This window comes from Pseudomonas sp. LBUM1648, from assembly GCF_059716145.1.
In genome coordinates, this window is sequence record NZ_CP166808.1 from 5,589,454 (window position 1) to 5,602,998 (window position 13,545).

Below are 13,545 nucleotides of genomic sequence, written 5' to 3' on the forward strand. Positions count from 1 at the left end.
GCGGAACGATTGAAGTGCCCTTGACAAGACATCTCTTCATCGGCATGATTCGCGGCCTATTTTGTTTGCTATTTCCTAAAAAGTCTTTCGAGGAGCTCGACGGTGGCCAACTCACCTTCCGCCAAAAAACGTGCAAAACAGGCTGAGAAGCGTCGCAGCCACAACGCCAGCCTGCGTTCCATGGTTCGTACCTACATCAAGAATGTAGTTAAGGCCATCGACGCAAAAGACGCTGAAAAAGCTCAAGCTGCATACGTTCTGGCTGTGCCAGTTATCGACCGCATGGCCGATAAAGGCATCATCCACAAGAACAAGGCTGCTCGTCATAAGAGCCGTCTGAATGGCCACGTCAAGGCACTGAAAGAAGCTGCCTAAGCGACGTAGTCATTAAAAAACCGACCTCAGGGTCGGTTTTTTATTGCCTGCGATTTGGTGAATACAGAGCAAAAAAATGTGGGAGCTGGCTCCCACATGGATTTTCTTGCCTTATTGCTGAACCGGCACCCACGGCAGGATCGGAATCGCCGTCACCGCATTCTGCGGACTGCCCTCGATCAAGCGGTCGCTGTAGACCAGGTACACCAACGTATTGCGTTTCTTGTCGAGAAAACGCACCACCTGCATGGTCTTGAACACCAGTGACGTGCGCTCCTTGAACACCTCATCACCATCTTTCAGCTCACCTTTGAAATTGATCGGACCGACCTGACGGCAAGCGATCGAGGCTTCGGCGCGATCCTCGGCCAGACCCAGACCACCCTTCACACCACCCGTCTTGGCGCGCGACAGATAACAGGTCACACCTTCCACCTTCGGATCATCAAAGGCCTCGACCACGATCCGGTCGTTCGGCCCGACAAACTTGAACACCGTCGACACCTGACCGATTTCCTCGGCCGAGGCCAGCAATGGCAACGCAATCAGCAGACCCAACAATCCTTTTGCTACACGCATCGAGCTTTCCTCAAACCAGAATCAGATTGTCACGGTGAACCAGTTCCGGCTCAGCCATGTAACCCAGCAAACCGACAATCGCATCCGACGACTGTCCGATAATTTTTTGTGCTTCCAGCGCACTGTAGTTGGCCAGACCACGAGCGATCTCACGACCGTCCGGCGCCACGCAAACCACCATTTCCCCGCGACGGAAACTGCCCTGCACCAGTTTGACGCCCACCGGCAGCAGGCTCTTGTTGCCCTGTGACAACGCCGACACCGCACCATCATCCAGCACTAAGGTGCCACGGGTCTGCAGATGCCCGGCCAGCCACTGCTTGCGTGCAGCCAGCATGCCTCGCTCAGGCGACAGCAAGGTGCCGATACGCTCGCCAGCCTTAAGACGATCAAGCACCCGCTCAAGCCGCCCACCGACGATGATGGTGTGGGCACCTGAGCGCGCCGCCAGCCGCGCCGCGCGCAATTTGGTCTGCATACCGCCGCGCCCCAGCGCACCGCCAGTGCCGCCCGCCACCGCATCCAGACTCGGATCATCGGCACGCGCCTCGTAGATCATCTGCGCATCGGGATTGTTGCGCGGATCAGCGTCGAACATGCCATCGCGATCCGTCAGGATCACCAACAGATCCGCCTCGACCAGGTTGGCCACCAGCGCCGCCAGCGTATCGTTGTCACCGAAACGAATTTCATCAGTGACTACAGTGTCGTTTTCGTTGATCACCGGGATGACTTTCAGCTCGACCAGCGCACGCAAGGTACTGCGGGCGTTCAGGTAGCGCTTGCGATCGGACAGGTCGTCGTGGGTCAGGAGAATCTGCGCCGTGTGTCGGCCATGCTCGGCGAAGCTCGATTCCCACGCCTGCACCAAGCCCATCTGACCGATCGCAGCGGCCGCCTGGAGCTCATGCATCGCACTGGGTCGTGCGGTCCAGCCCAAACGACTCATGCCGGCCGCCACCGCCCCGGAGGACACCAGCACCAACTCGACGCCGGCCTCATGCAAGGCCACCATCTGCTCAACCCAGACACTCATTGCCGCACGATCCAACCCTTTGCCATCAGCTGTCAGCAAAGCGCTGCCGATCTTTACGACCCAACGCTGCGCACCTGTCACCTTGCTCCGCATCATCTTCAACCTTAGCTTGAGGACAGCGCGACCCAGCGCTGCCCGTGACGTTATTCGTGGCTGTTCCTGACCAACGATCGATTTCCAGATACTAAAACGCCGCTCGATTGAGCGGCGCTTAAGTTTACTGCAACGAATCAGTCACGCACGTAAATGATTTCCGGACCGTCTTCGTCATCCACATCTTCTTCATCCCAGTCATCGTCACCGATGTCATGGACCGACTTCACGCCGCTGCGACGCAGGGCACGCTTGTCGTCCAGCGCCTGCAATTGCGCACGCGCTTCGTCTTCGATGCGCTGATCCAGATCGGCCAGCTCTTCCTTGTAAGCCGGGTCGGCAGCAAGACGATCGGCGCGATCTTCCATGTAACGCATGATGTCGTGGCACAGACGCTCGGTGCCGATCTTGGCGATGGCCGAGATCACGTAAACCGGACCAGTCCACTCTAGGCGATCAACGATTTCCTTGACGCGAGCATCGTGATCTTCCTCAAGGATCTGGTCGCACTTGTTCAGCACCAGCCAGCGATCACGCTCAGCCAGGGACGGGCTGAATTTGATCAGCTCGTTGACGATCACTTCCGCCGCATCCGGAGCGCTGGAGTCATCCAGCGGCGCCATGTCGACGAGATGCAGCAGCAGACGCGTGCGCGCCAAGTGCTTGAGGAAACGAATACCCAGGCCAGCACCGTCAGAAGCACCTTCGATCAAGCCCGGAATATCGGCAACGACGAAGCTCTTCCAGCGATCGACACTGACCACACCCAGGTTCGGCACCAGCGTGGTGAACGGGTAGTCGGCAACTTTCGGCTTGGCCGCCGAAACCGAACGGATAAAAGTACTTTTACCGGCGTTCGGCAAGCCCAGCAGACCGACGTCGGCCAGCACTTTCATTTCCAGCTTCAGGTCGCGCTGCTCACCCGGCTTACCCGGAGTGGTCTGACGCGGCGCACGGTTGGTACTGGATTTGAAACGGGTGTTGCCCAGACCGTGCCAGCCGCCCTGCACAACCATCAACTTCTGGCCAGCCTTGGTCAGGTCGCCAATGACTTCCTGGGTGGCGGAGTCGATCACCGTGGTACCGACCGGCACGCGCAGGATCAGATCCTCACCTTTTTTGCCGGTGCAGTCGGTGCTGCCGCCGTTGGAGCCACGCTCGGCATCGAAGTGCCGGGTGTAACGGTAGTCCACCAGGGTGTTGAGGTTTTCGTCGGCCATCATGTAGATGGAACCGCCATCACCGCCATCACCACCGTTCGGACCACCGTTTTCGATGAATTTTTCCCGACGGAAACTCATGGCACCATTGCCGCCGTCACCAGCCTTTACGCGAATCGATACTTCATCAACAAACTTCATAACCAACGCCTCTCGCCATACGGACGAGCCGAAAAACAATCAAGACATAAGACTCTTGCAAAAATGAGCGCAGCGACCCCAATACACGACCTGCATCGCACGCCGACAGCCCATACAAACAGTTTTGCAAGAGACTCACCCCACAAACGAAAAAGCCCCGTCGCAAGACAGGGCTCTTCCAGCGATTGCGCAATTAAGCTGCGACAACGCTCACGTAACGGCGGTTGAACGCGCCTTTTACTTCAAACTTGATCACGCCTTCGATTTTCGCGAAGAGGGTGTGATCTTTACCCATGCCAACACCGTAACCGGCGTGGAATTGGGTGCCGCGCTGACGCACGATGATGTTGCCCGGAATGATTTTCTGGCCGCCATACATCTTGACGCCAAGGCGTTTGGCTTCTGAGTCGCGACCGTTACGGGTACTACCACCAGCTTTTTTGTGTGCCATGAGTTCAATTCTCCTAGTGAGGAATTAGGCTGAAATTAAGCCTGAATACCGGTGATTTTGATCTCGGTGTACCACTGGCGGTGGCCCATACGCTTCATGTGGTGCTTACGACGACGGAACTTGATGATGCGGACTTTATCGTGACGACCTTGGGAGATCACTTCAGCCACAACAGTAGCGCCAGCAACAACTGGAGCGCCGATATTCACGTCGTCGCCATTGGCAACCAACAGAACGCGATCAAAGGTAACGGATTCGCCAGTAGCGATTTCCAGTTTTTCGATCTTCAGGTATTCACCTGGGGCGACCTTGTATTGCTTGCCGCCAGTAACGATTACTGCATAAGACATGGTATTTCTCCGATAATCCTGCTCACCCAGCTCTTTATAAGAAGAGGTATTGGCTGGCATGGCTGCATGAGGCTGGAAGGCCTGCTTGCAATTGCGTAAGGCAGGTGCTGCCCAGGAAGTTCAGGGTGCGCGATTGTACGCAAGGCGCGGCAGGCTTGCAAGTAGCCGTCCATCGCGCCTTGACAGGTCTGGACGGGGGTCCTAGCATGCCGCGCAACCCTTCTGGAGCGACTCTCGCTGATGCAACCCCAAGCTTTCTACCGCGCGGTGGCGGACGATTTTAGCGCCGTCGACGGCATCATCAAGAAGCAGCTGACTTCCCGAGTGCCGCTGGTATCGAAAATCGGCGACTACATCACGTCGGCCGGCGGCAAACGTCTGCGTCCTTTATTAGTGTTGCTGTGTGGCAAGGCCTTGGGTCGCGAAGGCGACGACATGCGCCTGCTGGCGGCGACCATCGAATTCCTGCACACGGCCACCCTGCTGCATGACGACGTCGTCGACATGTCCGGCATGCGTCGTGGCCGTTCAACCGCCAACGCCATGTGGGGCAACGCCCCGAGCGTGCTGGTCGGCGACTTCCTGTACTCGCGCTCGTTCGAAATGATGGTCGAACTGGGCTCGATGCCGGTGATGAAGATCCTGTCCCAGGCCACGCGCATCATCGCCGAAGGCGAAGTATTGCAACTGTCGAAGGTGCGCGACGCCAGCACCACCGAAGAAACCTACATGGAAGTCATCCGCGGCAAGACCGCGATGCTCTTCGAAGCTTCGACCCACAGCGCCGCCGCTTTGGCCGGTGCCACCGCCGAGCAGAGCGAAGCCCTGCGCACCTTCGGTGATCACCTGGGCGTGGCGTTCCAACTGGTCGACGACCTGCTCGACTACAAGGGCGACGCCGAAACCCTGGGCAAGAACGTCGGTGACGATCTGGCCGAAGGCAAACCGACTCTGCCGCTGATCTTCACCATGCGCGAAGGCACGCCTGAGCAGGCTGCACTGGTGCGCCAGGCGATCCAGAAAGGCGGGATCGAAAACCTGGAAAGCATCCGCGTCGCCGTGGAAGCGTCCGGTTCGCTGGAGTACACCGCGCAACTGGCCCGTGATTACGTGGCCCGTGCGATCAAGTGCCTCGATGCGCTGCCGGCCAGCGAATACCGCGATGCACTGGTTGAACTGAGTGAGTTTGCGGTCGCGCGCACGCACTGATTCTGCCCGCCTCACCATAAGCCGCAGCCTTCTCTGAAGCCTGCGGCTTTTTGTTGCCTGCCCTCTCACGGCAAAAACCTTATACAATGTGCGACTTTTAGCGAACCACATCCTCAAGGAGCCTTAGTGAGCACGCTGCCACCCTGCCCGAAATGCAATTCCGAATACACCTATGAAGACGGTGCCCAACTGATCTGCCCGGAGTGCGCCCACGAGTGGTCTGCCAATGGCGAAGCCGAAGTGGCCTCTGACGATGCAGTGAAGAAGGATTCGGTCGGTAACGTCCTGCAGGACGGCGACACCATCACCGTGATCAAGGACCTGAAGGTCAAGGGCACGTCGCTGGTGGTCAAGGTCGGCACCAAGGTCAAGAACATCCGCTTGTGCGATGGCGACCACGATATCGACTGCAAGATCGACGGCATCGGCCCGATGAAACTCAAATCCGAGTTCGTCAGAAAAGTCTGAGCCTGCTGTCATCCATCCCGCGCCAGCCGTGGGATGGAGCTCCACCCTCCTCGCTTTCCCCCAGAAAAACCACGCAATAGCTAAACGCCAGCCGTTTTGACCTTACGCAATCTTTACCCGTAAAAACTCGCAACATGCCAATAGGCGCTTGCTATTTGACGAATAAGAATTATTCTCATTGAAACCCTTTCAAGGAGATTAGAACCATGACTTATTTGATCGACGCCTGGCTGGACCGCCCACACCCTTATCTGAGAATCCTGCATCGGGAAACCGGGGAAGTCTGCGCAGTGCTGGAAGAAGAAGCGCTGCATGAGCTGCAGGATCAAGGGGACCTGGACGTCACCAGCCTGAATTCCAGCGAGCCGCTGGTGCTCAAGGAACTCGTGCGCAATCTGTTTCTGTTCTGCTATGCCCGGGCCTTGCGCCCGACCAATGAGCTGCATCACAAGATCGAAATATGAGCAGTACCACAAAAAATTGTGGGAGCCAGATTACTGGCGTTGGCATCAACGCGGTTCTGAAAGAAAACCCCGTCGCACCATCGCCAGCAGGCTGGCTCCCACATTAGCCCATCACAAGGACAGGCCAGGTCTTACAGAACGTCGAGCAGCTCGACGTCGAACACCAGAACGCTGTGCGGCGGGATGCTGCCAACGCCTTGAGCGCCGTAAGCCAGTTCGCTCGGCACGTACAGACGCCATTTGCTGCCGGCATTCATCAGTTGCAGAGCTTCGGTCCAGCCGGCAATCACGCCGCCAACCGGGAATTCTGCAGGCTGGCCGCGCTCGTAGGAGCTGTCGAACACAGTGCCGTCGATCAGGGTGCCGTGGTAGTGAGTACGCACTTGATCTTCACGGGTAGGCTTGGCGCCTTCGCCCTGAGTCAGCACTTCGAATTGCAGGCCGGACGCCAGAGTGGTGATGCCATCACGCTTGGCGTTCTCAGCCAGGAATGCCAGGCCTTCGCCCGCAGCGGCTTCAGCTTTGGCAGCGGCTTCGGCTTGCATGATCTCGCGGATCACTTTGAAGCTGGCGGACATTTCTTCCTGACCCACACGGCTTGGCTTGCCGGCGAAGGCGTCGGTCAGACCGGCCAGGATGGCGTCCAGGCTGACACCCGGTGGCGGGTTGTCGCGCAGCTGGTCACCCAGCTGACGGCCGATGCCGTAGCTGACGCGGGTTTCATCGGTGGACAGATTTACTTCGGACATGACACTGCTCCGCTGTGCGGACGACCTCAAGACTTGCCGTGCGAACACAGCGCGTCCCGGCGCGCCCGGAACCAAAAAGGGCGAGCAGACTAGCACAGATGCCCCGTCGGTTGGGGCACGGGGTCTACAGGGCGGAGCGCCAGGCAATCGGCAATTTCAGGCTCTCTTCAATGCTGGCACTTAGTCCACACATTTCATCATGCACCGAGGTGTGGACGAGGTTGAACGGCAGCACCGGAAAGTTATGCAGCAAATCTCGTGCATGCTCCACCGAACGCAGCGTCAGCATGTTGCCCTTGAGATCGCTCAACGGATACGCCGCGCCATGCATCCGCGCTTCCAGCAGATAAATCCCGCCTTCCATGGAGATCAGATTCAGCTCATCTACTTTTTTGGCGATAGCAAACGCATTCAACTCTTGCAGGTTCATGAACACACCTCACGCAGTGGCGAGCCAAGACCTCTACAGGGATATGCCCGCACGCCCCAAAGCACAAGCCACAAACGACACCGCCCGTCTGTTTCGCAACAGACGGGCGGTGTTTTTGTGTTGCGAGGGGGGGATCGCTACGCGATCCAGCGGGAGCAAGCTCCCTCGCCACAATGATCAGTGCTTGGTGAGCTTGTCGAGGTAACCCATGGCAAACGCCGAGATCACAAAGGTCATGTGGATGATCACGTACCACATCAGGTGCTCGGGATCGACGTTCTTGGCGTCCATGAAGATCCGCAGCAGGTGGATCGAGGAGATCGCCACGATCGAGGCCGCCACTTTCATCTTCAGCGACGAAGAGTCCATGGTTCCGAGCCAGCTGAGTTTTTCCTTGCCTTCGTCGATGTTCAATTCGGAAACGAAGTTCTCGTAGCCGGAAATCATCACCATCACCAGCAGGCCACCCACCAGCGCCATGTCGATCAGCGACAGCAGCACCAGAATCAGCTCCGACTCGGCCATCGAGAACACGTTGGGCAGGATGTGGAAAACTTCCTGGAAAAATTTCAGCGCCAACGCCAGCAGCCCGAGTGACAACCCGATGTAGATCGGCGCCAGCAGCCAACGCGAGGCGTACATTGCATTTTCGATAAAGCGTTCCATTGAATCTCACACAAGGGGGGTTGTAATGGGTGGCGAGTATACCAGCCACCTGTGACAGCCAGAAACCGCCCGGAAATCCGCCACCTGCGTGTGTGTGACAAGGTTTTTCTGCTAGTGTCCAAATCATTGACAGCCCAGCGACAGTGGACAGGACGAGTGGAAATGGATCTGCGATTGCCGATAACGACTGCCGGAATTTGCTTCGCCATGCTACTCGGCGGTTGCTCACCCGGCGACGACAAGCAGGCTGCCAGCCTTGAAGAAAAGACCACAAAGTTCGAACAGTCACTGGATGCCATCACCGATCCGAAGCTCAAGGACGCCATCACCGAGCTTGGCGGTTCGCTGCTGCTGCTTGAGCGCGCAAAACAGAAACTCGACAGCAATCCGGCAAAAACCGAATACGGCGAAGACGCCCTCGGCGTGCTAAAGCATTACCCGACCCCGCAGAGCCTTGTCGATACCTTCATCAATGGCCTGTTCGTACTGCACAAGGACGCCAGTTCCGATTACCTCACGGATCTGCAACCGGTCTTCCCCTTCAACCTGAACATTCCCGGCGGCTTCCTGTTTCCCCATAGTGTGGAATGGCAGTCGGTAACGCTGAGCAACAAGCGCGTCATTGCTTATCAACCCGAGTGGTCGGAAACCGATCCCGGCATTCAGTTGAGCCCGTCCAGCTCCAACGTCACCAACCCCGATGACCTGACGGTGACCTACCCATTCATCGACGGCCTGAATGTGGACAAGAAAACCCAGCCGCAACCAGTGAGCCTGCAAGGCCAGGTCGAAGTCATTGCGCCGCGACGTTTGTACAGTTTCGACCTGACGCAAAAGGACGTTGGCCAGATCCGCACCAACGACAACCTCAGCGTCAAACTGCTCAAGCTTGAAAAGAACTACGCGCAAGTAGAGTTCAGCAACAGCCTGCCATTGGCACCGGAAGTCGCAGACGCCCAGCTCAATCCGCTGATCGTTCAAGCACGCGATATCAGCGGGCAATATTTGATGCGTGCCGGCTCGATCAACGAAAGTCCGGAGCAGGTTGCCTTCTACGAAAAACAACTGGCTCAGTTGCAACAGCAGAAAAGCTGGAGCGACACCCTGGAAAAACAGCTCAGTAACGATCAGCAAGCCTTTGAGCAGCAACACCCCAAGCGCTACAACAAGGTTTACTTCAACGGCCCGATCGAAACCCTGGAAGTCAGCGTGCTCGACTTCTCATCGGCCACCGTGACCCGCAAAAACCTGGATCTGCCTATTCGTGCGTTCAATCAGCACACCACGGAAAAAGCCATTCAAGCGCTGGATCTGCCCGTGGTGGTGTATGACGATCTGGCGGTGAACTGGCTCAAAGGCGCAAGCCTGACAGAAGACCAATTGAAGGCCGGCATCCGTATTCATCAATCGGTGGAGGACCCCAGCGCGGCGCGTATCGAGTTTTCCCATCGACGGACCTTCAACGATGAATTGCTCGGTGACGACTTCAGCCCCGGCGTCAGCCCGGTGACGTTCTTCACCGAAAAGCGCAGCGGAAAACTTGATGAGCCAATCGAACTGCCGCCCGAGGCTTATCAGGTCGACCCGTTGCGGGCGACGATTACCTATGATCTGAATCTGTTCCCGGAAACCCCGGCGATTGCCGTCGGTTCGATGCCGTTGTTTCTCGCCACGGTCGACAAAAAATCCTACGACGCCAAGTCTTTGCCCAAAGGCCTGGAGATCAAAAACAACACCCTGGCGGTGGATCTGAAACTGTTTCCTGCGAACGAATGGCGGTTCTTCGTCAAGGACGACAGCGGCAACTATCTGAAGCAGATCCTCTCGGTCAGCCATGATGCGAGCGCAGAAGGCCCAGCGTTGTTCGGCGTGCACTACTTCTACGGCCGACCAACCCACGTCGAAACCTTCCAGCGAACCGACCTCGCCACCGTGCAATACGGCTTTGAGGTCAAACTCGACAAGTCGCAGGCACCCGCCCCTGCGCCTTAACTGTTGAGGCTACGTCCTCGCCCGCCGTTGATCTGCCGAAGCTGGGCTTGCAGGTGCAGGCTCCAGATTTGCGGATCGTCGGCCAGTTCGTAGCCGTGCAGGGTCAGACTTTCGACGATGGTATCGAGGATCGACTCGGCAGCGACCGGGCCGTGAAACGGGCCTTGGGCTTTGATGGCAGAGGGTTGTTCGCCGGCCATGCCGGCAGCGAAGAGCAGCGTCCACATGCCCGTATCGCCGGCCAACGGCTTGATGGCGCACTCGATACGGGTCACGAGACCCAGGCATTGACGGGTGAGGCAGAGGTTGCGCGACATGGCGGCGACCCTCGGTGAAGCCGGTATTCAGCCCTCACGGGAGGACTGGCTCGATCCAGTGATACTGTCGATATCCTTGAGCTGAGAATAGAAGAAAAGTTCGCCGCGCAAGCTTTATGGAACCAGAAGGCGCCGAATGGTCATTGTGTGAATATTGGCGCCAGAGTGATGGCACTTTTCCCGAAGATCGACACAAAACAAATGTAGGAGTGAGCCTGCTCGCGATCACGGTGTGTCAGTTGATGGAAATGTCGACTGATACACCGTGATCGCGAGCAGGCTCGCTCCTACAGTTTTAACCGCGTAATCGGTTACGCCGGTTTGGCTTCCACCAACGCCTCCTGCGCCAGTTCCTTCTCGGCCTCTTTCAGATCTTCTTCACTGATCATCTCGGCAATCACGCGCAGACGCTCAACCACCCGAGCGTTGACGCTGCCTTCAGGGAATTGACCGTCAGCATCCGGTTCACCGGCCGGTTCGCCGACCAGCAGGCTCAACGCCTCGTCGGCCTGACGCACTGCGTAAACGTGGAACTGCCCGGCGCGCACCGCCGCCAGCACTTTCTCGTCGAGCATCAACGTGGCGACGTTGGCCTGCGGAATGATCGCACCCTGCTCGCCGGTCAGCCCGCGTGCTTCGCAGAGGCGGAAGAAGCCTTCGATTTTCTCGTTGACCCCGCCAACTGCCTGCACCTCGCCGAACTGGTTGATCGAGCCGGTGATCGCAAAGCACTGCTTGAGCGGGGTTTTCGACAGCGCCGAAATCAGCGTGCACGCCTCGCCCAGCGATGCACTGTCGCCATCGACGTAACCGTAGGATTGCTCCAGCGCGATACTCGCGGAAATTGCCAACGGGAATTCCTGAGCGTAACGGCTGCCCAGATATCCGGTGAGGATCATCACGCCTTTGGAGTGGATCGGCTGGCCGAGGTTGACCTCACGCTCGATGTCGACGATACCGCTGCCGCCCGGGTACACCGTGGCGGAAATCCGCGCCGGCACACCGAACGCCGAGTCGCCGACTTCAAGCACGGTCAGGCCGTTGCACTTGCCGACCGCCGCACCGTCGGTGTCGATCAGGATGATCCCGGCGAGCATGTCGTCGAGAATCCGCGCCGACACACGACCTGTACGAGTGGCCTTGGCTTTCAGGGCACGTTCGATATGACCGGCATCGGTCATCTCATCGCCGGCCAAGTGACGAATGAAATCCGCTTCGCTGACCAACTGGAACAGATCGCCAATGCGCGCCGACAAGCGCCCCTGATGCTCGGCCAGACGTGCACTGTAAGTGGCCAGACGCGCGACCGCATCGGCGGTCAACGGCGCCATGCCTTCTTCCGACGTACGGGTTTTCAGCAACTGGGCGAATTGCTCAAGGCTCTCGTCGACCATCGGAATGTCTTCGTCGAAGTCGACCAGGACGCGGAACATCTCCTGGAAGTCCGGATCGAGGTCTTGCAGCGTGTAGTAGAGCGACCGCGCACCGATGATGATGACTTTGACCTGCAGCGGAATGTGCTGCGGGTTGAGGGTCACGGTGGCGAAACGACCCATCTCGCCCAGCGGTGATTCCATTTTCAGCTTGCGCGATTGCAGGGCGCGTTTAAGCGCATCCCACACGAACGGCTCGCTGAGCATTTTTTCCGCTTCAAGGATCAGGAAACCGCCGTTGGCGCGGTGCAAGGCACCCGGACGCAACTGGCGATAGGTCGTGTAGAGCGCGCCCTGATCGGTGGTGTACTCGATACGGCCGAACAGGTTTTCGTAAGTCGGGTGCGGCTCGAACACCACCGGCGCACCGCCGCTGGCCGGATGACCAACCACCAGACTCGGCGCGTATTGCTCTTCCAGCAACTTGCGCGCGACGGCGTCGGTCTTGCTGTCGTCGACCAGTTGCTCGACTACGGTTTTCAGCAGGTACACCTGCATCGCTTGCAGATAACCGCAGACAGCGGCGTTTTCCGCGTACTTCTCCGACAGCGGCGACAGCAGTGGCTGCAAGGCCAGGGTGATGGTTTCTTCGTTGAGCGAACGCAGTTGGTTGTTCGACTCACGCTTCCACTGCGGCAGGCTGGCGAGTTCTTCGTTCAGACGCTCTTCAAGGCCGGAAATATCTTCATGAAAGCGCTCGCGATCGGCCTCCGGCAACTGCGAGAACTCAGCTTCATCCAGCGCCTTGCCGTCGAGCATCGGCGTGAAGGCGATGTTGCTGCTGTCGCGGTACAGGGCGACGTCTTTTTCCAGGGCCAGACGCTCGATGATGTCGAGGGCCTTGTCGTAGCGCTGGTTGAAGGCGCGGTCGATGGCGCTTTTCTTTTGCTGGTAGGACGGGTGTTCGAACACCGCCGGGAAGGTCGCCAGCAGGTTGTCGATCAAGCCGTTGATGTCACCGATGAACGCGCCGGCCGTGCCCGATGGCAGCTCCAGCACGCGGGGCTCGCGCGGCTCATCGAAATTGTTGACGTAAACCCAGTCCGCCGGGGTCTGCAGGCGTTTGCCTTCGGCTTTGAGGTAGCGTTTGACGAACGAGAAGCGACCGGTGCCGGGCTCGCCCATGACGAATACGTTGTAACCGGGGCGTGGCATGGCCACGCCGAACTGCAAGGCTTCGACCGCACGTTCCTGGCCGAGCACACCGCGAAAGGGCTCCAGATCATTGGTGGTAGTGAAGCTGAACTGTTCAGCGGAAAACGGACGGGTCAGCGCTTCGGGCGCTATACGCAGGCTGGCAGCAACAGGATCAGGCATCGGGCTTCCTTAACAATCAGGCGGGGCAGATAGCGGCATTCTGGCGCTGCCCGTGCCCCACTGGCAAGGCGCGCCATGTGACAAAGCATAGACAACCGGCTGCCCATGTCCCGCCACCCATGAAATCGGGGTTATCGCCAAATCTTTTGTAAAAACTCACGGAACCCCGGGAACGTGCCTAAACTCCAAACTGCGCGGCTGGAACTAATACTGGCCCACTGGCACCGTCAGGTGTCAGAACCCTGTCCATTGGTA

15 protein-coding genes are annotated in these 13,545 nt (G+C 58.1%); 5 read left to right on the forward strand and 10 right to left on the reverse strand.

Going from position 1 to position 13,545, the window contains the following annotated elements; genetic code table 11:
• The first annotated feature begins 102 nt into the window (after positions 1 to 102).
• The gene (gene rpsT, locus ACA043_RS25330; protein WP_003228351.1) at positions 103 to 375 is read left to right on the forward strand and encodes a 30S ribosomal protein S20; all 273 of its coding nucleotides are present in this window, start codon (positions 103 to 105) and stop codon (positions 373 to 375) included.
• Between the two features lie 111 nt (positions 376 to 486).
• Here the strand turns inward: rpsT and ACA043_RS25335 are convergent, their stop codons facing one another.
• The 5 genes from ACA043_RS25335 to rplU form a co-directional block, all read right to left on the reverse strand.
• Positions 487 to 954 (reverse strand): CreA family protein, encoded by a 468-nt coding sequence (locus ACA043_RS25335; RefSeq protein ID WP_401272238.1) that lies wholly within the window; start codon positions 952 to 954, stop codon positions 487 to 489.
• Positions 955 to 964: 10 nt separating this feature from the next.
• The gene (proB, locus tag ACA043_RS25340) at positions 965 to 2,083 is read right to left on the reverse strand and encodes a glutamate 5-kinase (protein ID WP_401272239.1); all 1,119 of its coding nucleotides are present in this window, start codon (positions 2,081 to 2,083) and stop codon (positions 965 to 967) included.
• A gap of 137 nt (positions 2,084 to 2,220) precedes the next feature.
• Positions 2,221 to 3,444, reverse strand: coding sequence for an Obg family GTPase CgtA (gene cgtA / locus ACA043_RS25345; RefSeq protein WP_401272240.1), 1,224 nt, complete (start codon positions 3,442 to 3,444; stop codon positions 2,221 to 2,223).
• A 193-nt stretch (positions 3,445 to 3,637) separates the two neighbouring features.
• The gene (gene rpmA / locus ACA043_RS25350; protein ID WP_003176049.1) at positions 3,638 to 3,895 is read right to left on the reverse strand and encodes a 50S ribosomal protein L27; all 258 of its coding nucleotides are present in this window, start codon (positions 3,893 to 3,895) and stop codon (positions 3,638 to 3,640) included.
• 35 nt (positions 3,896 to 3,930) lie between these two features.
• The gene (gene rplU, locus ACA043_RS25355) at positions 3,931 to 4,245 is read right to left on the reverse strand and encodes a 50S ribosomal protein L21 (protein WP_003176051.1); all 315 of its coding nucleotides are present in this window, start codon (positions 4,243 to 4,245) and stop codon (positions 3,931 to 3,933) included.
• Between the two features lie 240 nt (positions 4,246 to 4,485).
• On the opposite strand from rplU, the gene ACA043_RS25360 reads away from it, so the two are divergent.
• The 3 genes from ACA043_RS25360 (at position 4,486) to ACA043_RS25370 (ending at position 6,386) form a co-directional block, all read left to right on the forward strand.
• Positions 4,486 to 5,454: a polyprenyl synthetase family protein gene (locus tag ACA043_RS25360; RefSeq protein WP_187679198.1), complete on the forward strand. Its 969-nt coding sequence runs from the start codon at positions 4,486 to 4,488 to the stop codon at positions 5,452 to 5,454.
• Positions 5,455 to 5,580: 126 nt separating this feature from the next.
• The gene (locus ACA043_RS25365; protein ID WP_003228364.1) at positions 5,581 to 5,922 is read left to right on the forward strand and encodes a zinc ribbon domain-containing protein YjdM; all 342 of its coding nucleotides are present in this window, start codon (positions 5,581 to 5,583) and stop codon (positions 5,920 to 5,922) included.
• A gap of 206 nt (positions 5,923 to 6,128) precedes the next feature.
• A complete protein-coding gene (locus ACA043_RS25370) occupies positions 6,129 to 6,386 on the forward strand; it encodes a PA4570 family protein (protein WP_401267236.1) in 258 nt (85 codons plus the stop codon).
• Between the two features lie 131 nt (positions 6,387 to 6,517).
• Here ACA043_RS25370 and bamJ read toward each other — a convergent pair whose 3' ends face one another.
• The 3 genes from bamJ to ACA043_RS25385 all read right to left on the reverse strand — a co-directional run bounded on the left by bamJ (position 6,518) and on the right by ACA043_RS25385 (position 8,231).
• Positions 6,518 to 7,135, reverse strand: coding sequence for a BamJ family beta-barrel-assembly machinery protein (gene bamJ / locus ACA043_RS25375; protein ID WP_039761705.1), 618 nt, complete (start codon positions 7,133 to 7,135; stop codon positions 6,518 to 6,520).
• Positions 7,136 to 7,259: 124 nt separating this feature from the next.
• Positions 7,260 to 7,565, reverse strand: a complete 306-nt coding sequence (locus tag ACA043_RS25380; protein ID WP_187679196.1) for a DUF6482 family protein — start codon at positions 7,563 to 7,565, stop codon at positions 7,260 to 7,262.
• A 177-nt stretch (positions 7,566 to 7,742) separates the two neighbouring features.
• Complete coding sequence (locus tag ACA043_RS25385) at positions 7,743 to 8,231, reverse strand: TIGR00645 family protein (RefSeq protein ID WP_129395586.1); 489 nt, start codon at positions 8,229 to 8,231, stop codon at positions 7,743 to 7,745.
• A 162-nt stretch (positions 8,232 to 8,393) separates the two neighbouring features.
• Between ACA043_RS25385 and ACA043_RS25390 the strand changes: the two genes are divergently transcribed.
• Positions 8,394 to 10,223, forward strand: a complete 1,830-nt coding sequence (locus tag ACA043_RS25390; protein WP_497615382.1) for a hypothetical protein — start codon at positions 8,394 to 8,396, stop codon at positions 10,221 to 10,223.
• On the opposite strand, the gene ACA043_RS25395 is transcribed toward ACA043_RS25390, so the two are convergent.
• Together ACA043_RS25395 and ACA043_RS25400 are read right to left on the reverse strand one after the other, a co-directional pair.
• On the reverse strand, positions 10,220 to 10,540 hold the full coding sequence (locus tag ACA043_RS25395) for a PA4575 family protein (RefSeq protein ID WP_095189336.1): 321 nt from the start codon (positions 10,538 to 10,540) through the stop codon (positions 10,220 to 10,222). The two genes, ACA043_RS25390 and ACA043_RS25395, sit on opposite strands and share 4 nt — an antisense overlap.
• Positions 10,541 to 10,851: 311 nt before the next feature.
• A complete protein-coding gene (locus ACA043_RS25400; protein WP_489879964.1) occupies positions 10,852 to 13,290 on the reverse strand; it encodes a Lon protease family protein in 2,439 nt (812 codons plus the stop codon).
• Between the last annotated feature and the right edge of the window lie 255 nt (positions 13,291 to 13,545).

Bases quoted from the DNA above. Each gene is read 5' to 3' on its own strand.
- ACA043_RS25335 (WP_401272238.1), bottom strand. From the start codon at position 954: ATGCGTGTAGCAAAAGGATTGTTGGGTCTGCTGATTGCGTTGCCATTG.
- proB (WP_401272239.1), bottom strand. From the start codon at position 2,083: ATGCGGAGCAAGGTGACAGGTGCGCAGCGTTGGGTCGTAAAGATCGGC.
- cgtA (WP_401272240.1), bottom strand. From the start codon at position 3,444: ATGAAGTTTGTTGATGAAGTATCGATTCGCGTAAAGGCTGGTGACGGC.
- rpmA (WP_003176049.1), bottom strand. From the start codon at position 3,895: ATGGCACACAAAAAAGCTGGTGGTAGTACCCGTAACGGTCGCGACTCA.
- rplU (WP_003176051.1), bottom strand. From the start codon at position 4,245: ATGTCTTATGCAGTAATCGTTACTGGCGGCAAGCAATACAAGGTCGCC.
- ACA043_RS25360 (WP_187679198.1), top strand. From the start codon at position 4,486: ATGCAACCCCAAGCTTTCTACCGCGCGGTGGCGGACGATTTTAGCGCC.
- ACA043_RS25370 (WP_401267236.1), top strand. From the start codon at position 6,129: ATGACTTATTTGATCGACGCCTGGCTGGACCGCCCACACCCTTATCTG.
- bamJ (WP_039761705.1), bottom strand. From the start codon at position 7,135: ATGTCCGAAGTAAATCTGTCCACCGATGAAACCCGCGTCAGCTACGGC.
- ACA043_RS25380 (WP_187679196.1), bottom strand. From the start codon at position 7,565: ATGAACCTGCAAGAGTTGAATGCGTTTGCTATCGCCAAAAAAGTAGAT.
- ACA043_RS25385 (WP_129395586.1), bottom strand. From the start codon at position 8,231: ATGGAACGCTTTATCGAAAATGCAATGTACGCCTCGCGTTGGCTGCTG.
- ACA043_RS25390 (WP_497615382.1), top strand. From the start codon at position 8,394: ATGGATCTGCGATTGCCGATAACGACTGCCGGAATTTGCTTCGCCATG.
- ACA043_RS25395 (WP_095189336.1), bottom strand. From the start codon at position 10,540: ATGTCGCGCAACCTCTGCCTCACCCGTCAATGCCTGGGTCTCGTGACC.
- ACA043_RS25400 (WP_489879964.1), bottom strand. From the start codon at position 13,290: ATGCCTGATCCTGTTGCTGCCAGCCTGCGTATAGCGCCCGAAGCGCTG.